The sequence below is a fragment of the Kribbella sp. genome (assembly GCF_035655035.1).
GTDB lineage: Bacteria > Actinomycetota > Actinomycetes > Propionibacteriales > Kribbellaceae > Kribbella.
On the sequence record NZ_DASRVN010000244.1, the window covers coordinates 1 to 3,908 of the forward strand.

Genomic DNA, 3,908 nt, shown 5'->3' on the forward strand with positions numbered 1-3,908 from the left:
GCCCGGGAAATGCCCGCCGGGTTGCAGGACGGTCACGCCGGGTAGCGGGGTGAGCTGACCGGACCAGGTCCGGATCACCGGGTCCTGACGGGCGACCCACTCCTTGTCGGCCTCCGCGACGTACACCGGGACGTCGCCCAGCCGGTGGCTCCACTCGACCTGGACGCCGTACATGTGCGGGTGGCTGGCGATGATCGCCACCACCTCGCCGAGGTCCCGCACCCGGCGGACCGCGTCGTCGTCCAGGTAGCCGATCGGGTCCCACAACAGGTTGCCCGCGGTCGTTGTCAACAGCATCGACTGCTGGCCGATCCCGACCGGCGGCTTCGAACGCAGGCCGTACAGGCCTGGCTCCACCTCGTCGATCGTCACCTCGGTACCGGCCAGTTCGTCGAGCGTCGTCCAGTGCTGCCCGTCGGCGGGCACCCACTGCCGCTCGTCGGCGCAGATCGCACACACCTCGACCTGTTCCGAATGCTCCACCGCACAGGTCGCACAGATCCAGAAACTCACCGTGTCGTTCCCCTCTCGAGTCATGCATGAAAGTCAACGAACTCAAGTCAAGTTGAAGTCAAGCCGTCCGTCGAGGGCCACTCGCGGCTGTTCCCGATGGGCCACCGACGCGACGGATCTCACACCTGGCAGCACCTTTCGGCCGGTACGGCGGGATTAGCATCGAACCGACCTGGATTCCGCCAGGTTCTTGGGGTCCGATCGGAGGACGGTTTGCCCAGCAAACCAGCCGGCACGCTCTACCGCGGCCGGGAGGGCATGTGGTCATGGGTCGCGCACCGGATCACCGGTGTCGGGATCTTCTTCTTCCTGCTGGTGCATGTGCTGGACACCGCGCTCGTCCGGGTCTCGCCGCACGCCTACAACGAGGTGATCGGCACCTACAAGAACCCGGTCGTCGGCCTGCTCGAGGTCGGGCTGGTGGCGGCGATCCTGTTCCACGCCTTCAACGGCATCCGGCTGATCCTGGTGGACTTCTGGGCCAAGGGCCCGCGCTACCAGCGGCAGCTGATGATCGGCGTGCTGGTGCTCTGGGTGGTCCTGTTCGTGCCGTTCGTCATCCGGCACCTGAGCCACGTGTTCGGAGGCTGAGATGAGCGACATCGCCGCACCCCGGTCCAGCTCCCGGGCCCGCAACCTGAAGGGCGGCGGCCGGAACCGCTCCGGCCAGACCAACTTCGAGCTGTACAGCTGGCTGTTCATGCGGCTGTCCGGGCTCGCCCTGGTGATCCTGGTGCTCGGGCACCTGTTCGTGAACCTGATGCTCGGCGGCGGGATCACCGCGCTGGACTTCGGGTTCGTGGCCGGCAAGTGGGCCAACCCGCTGTGGCAGGTCTGGGACCTGCTGATGCTGTGGCTGGCGATGCTGCACGGCACGAACGGCCTGCGCACGATCATCAACGACTACGCCGAGAAGGACCAGACCCGGTTCTGGCTGAAGGCCCTGCTGATCACGGCGGCGATCGTGGTCGTGGTCCTCGGCACCCTGGTGATCTTCACCTTCGACCCCTGCCTCGACCCCAACTCCACGTTGTCGGTCTGCAAATAAAGGATCTTGATGCAGCAGCACCAGTACGACGTCATCATCGTCGGCGCGGGCGGCGCCGGAATGCGGGCCGCCCTCGAGTCGAGCAAGCGGACCCGGACCGCCGTACTCACCAAGCTCTACCCGACCCGGTCGCACACCGGCGCGGCCCAGGGCGGCATGTGCGCCGCGCTGGCGAACGTCGAGGAGGACAACTGGGAGTGGCACACCTTCGACACCGTCAAGGGCGGTGACTTCCTGGTCGACCAGGACGCCGCCGAGGTGATGTGCAAGGAGGCCGTGGACGCGGTCCTCGACCTGGAGAAGATGGGTCTGCCGTTCAACCGGACGGCCGAGGGCAAGATCGACCAGCGGTTCTTCGGCGGGCACACCCGCAACCACGGCGAGGCCGTCGTACGGCGCTCCTGCTTCGCGGCCGACCGTACCGGTCACATGATCCTGCAGACGCTGTACCAGCAGTGCATCAAGCAGAACGTCGAGTTCTTCAACGAGTACTACGTTCTCGACCTGCTGATGACCGACGGCAAGGCGAGCGGCGTGGTCGCGTACGAGCTGGCCACCGGCGAGCTGCACGTGTTCTCCGCCAAGTCGGTGATCTTCGCGTCCGGCGGTTTCGGCAAGGTCTTCCGGACCACGTCCAACGCGCACACGCTCACCGGCGACGGGATGGGCATCGTCTGGCGCAAGGGCCTGCCGCTGGAGGACATGGAGTTCTTCCAGTTCCACCCGACCGGCCTGGCGGGGCTCGGCGTACTGCTGTCGGAGGCGGCCCGTGGTGAGGGCGGCATCCTGCGGAACAAGGACAACGAGCGCTTCATGGAGCGGTACGCGCCGACCGTGAAGGACCTGGCGCCGCGGGACATGGTCGCCCGCGCGATGGCCAACGAGGTCCGCGAGGGCCGCGGCTGCGGCCCCGACGGCGCGTACGTGATGCTCGACCTGACCCACCTTGAGCCGGCGCACATCGACGCGAAGCTCCCGGACATCACCGAGTTCGCGCGGACCTACCTGGGCGTGGAGCCGTACACCGAGCAGATCCCGGTGTTCCCGACCGCGCACTACGCGATGGGCGGCATCCCGACCAACATCAAGGGCGAGGCGCTGGCCGACAACGACCACGTGATCCCCGGCCTGTACGCCGCGGGCGAGGTCGCGTGCGTCTCCGTGCACGGCGCGAACCGGCTGGGCACCAACTCGCTGCTGGACATCAACGTGTTCGGGCGGCGCGCGGGGATCGCGGCCGCGGAGTACGCCGAGACCGCGTCCTTCGAGGAACTCCCGCTGGAGCCGGAGAAGTACGTCGTCGAGCTGGTCGAGGGCCTGCGGACCTCCACCGGCGAGGAGCGGATCGCGGCGATCCGGTCCGACCTGCAGGCGACCATGGACCTGAACGCGCAGGTGTACCGGACCGAGGGCTCGCTGAAGCAGGCGCTGACCGACATCGAGGCGCTGAAGGTCCGGTTCGCGAACGTCGCGGTCCAGGACAAGGGCAAGCGGTTCAACACCGACCTGCTGGAGGCCGTCGAGCTGGGCTTCCTGATCGACCTGGCCGAGGTGCTGGTGGTCGGCGCGCTGGCCCGCAAGGAGTCCCGCGGCGGGCACTTCCGCGAGGACTACGACAAGCGCGACGACGTGAACTTCATGCGGCACACGATGGCGTACCGCGAGGTCGATGCCGAGGGCAACGTGAACATCCGGCTCGACTACAAACCGGTCGTCCAGACCCGTTACAAGCCGATGGAGCGCAAGTACTGATGGACGTCAAGGTCAAGATCCTCAGGTACAACCCCGAGGTGGCCGACGAGGCCGAGTGGAAGACGTACTCGGTCACGCTGCAGCCGACCGACCGGGTGCTGGACGCGCTGCACAAGGTCAAGTGGGAGCAGGACGGCACGCTGACGTTCCGGCGGTCGTGCGCGCACGGGGTCTGCGGCTCCGACGCGATGCGGATCAACGGCCGGAACCGGCTCGCCTGCAAGACCCTGATCAAGGACCTGAACCCGGACAAGGAGATCACCGTCGAGCCGATCAAGGGGCTCGCGGTGCTCAAGGACCTGGTCGTCGACATGGACCCGTTCTTCGAGGCGTACCGCTCGGTGATGCCGTTCCTGGTCACCGACGGTCACGAGCCGACCCGGGAGCGGATCCAGTCGCAGGCCGACCGGGACCGCTTCGACGACACCACGAAGTGCATCCTCTGCGCGGCGTGCACGACGTCCTGCCCGGTGTTCTGGTCCGACGGCCAGTACTTCGGCCCGCAGGCGATCGTCGGCGCGCACCGGTTCATCTTCGACAGCCGCGACGAGGGCACCGAGCAGCGGCTGGAGATCCTGAACGACAAGGAAGGCGT

General features: G+C 67.2%; 4 protein-coding genes and 1 pseudogene. 4 read left to right on the plus strand and 1 reads right to left on the minus strand.

The genetic code is table 11. The annotated features are described in order from the left end of the window. Positions 1-537, minus strand: a pseudogene (locus VFF46_RS14135) (hydrolase); the annotation flags it as partial. Positions 538-726: 189 nt separating this feature from the next. Between VFF46_RS14135 and sdhC the strand changes: the two are divergent. From sdhC to VFF46_RS14155, 4 genes are all read left to right on the plus strand, one after another. Further along, the gene (gene sdhC, locus VFF46_RS14140) at positions 727-1,104 is read left to right on the plus strand and encodes a succinate dehydrogenase, cytochrome b556 subunit (protein WP_141858434.1); all 378 of its coding nucleotides are present in this window, start codon (positions 727-729) and stop codon (positions 1,102-1,104) included. Position 1,105: 1 nt separating this feature from the next. Continuing rightward, on the plus strand, positions 1,106-1,561 hold the full coding sequence (locus VFF46_RS14145) for a succinate dehydrogenase hydrophobic membrane anchor subunit (RefSeq protein ID WP_325037569.1): 456 nt from the start codon (positions 1,106-1,108) through the stop codon (positions 1,559-1,561). A gap of 9 nt (positions 1,562-1,570) precedes the next feature. Then, entirely contained in the window at positions 1,571-3,313 is a 1,743-nt protein-coding gene (gene sdhA, locus VFF46_RS14150; RefSeq protein WP_325037570.1) for a succinate dehydrogenase flavoprotein subunit, read from the plus strand. Then, the coding region (locus VFF46_RS14155; RefSeq protein ID WP_325037571.1) for a succinate dehydrogenase iron-sulfur subunit at positions 3,313-3,908 on the plus strand (596 nt) is incomplete at its 3' end. The genes sdhA and VFF46_RS14155, both read left to right, overlap by 1 nt.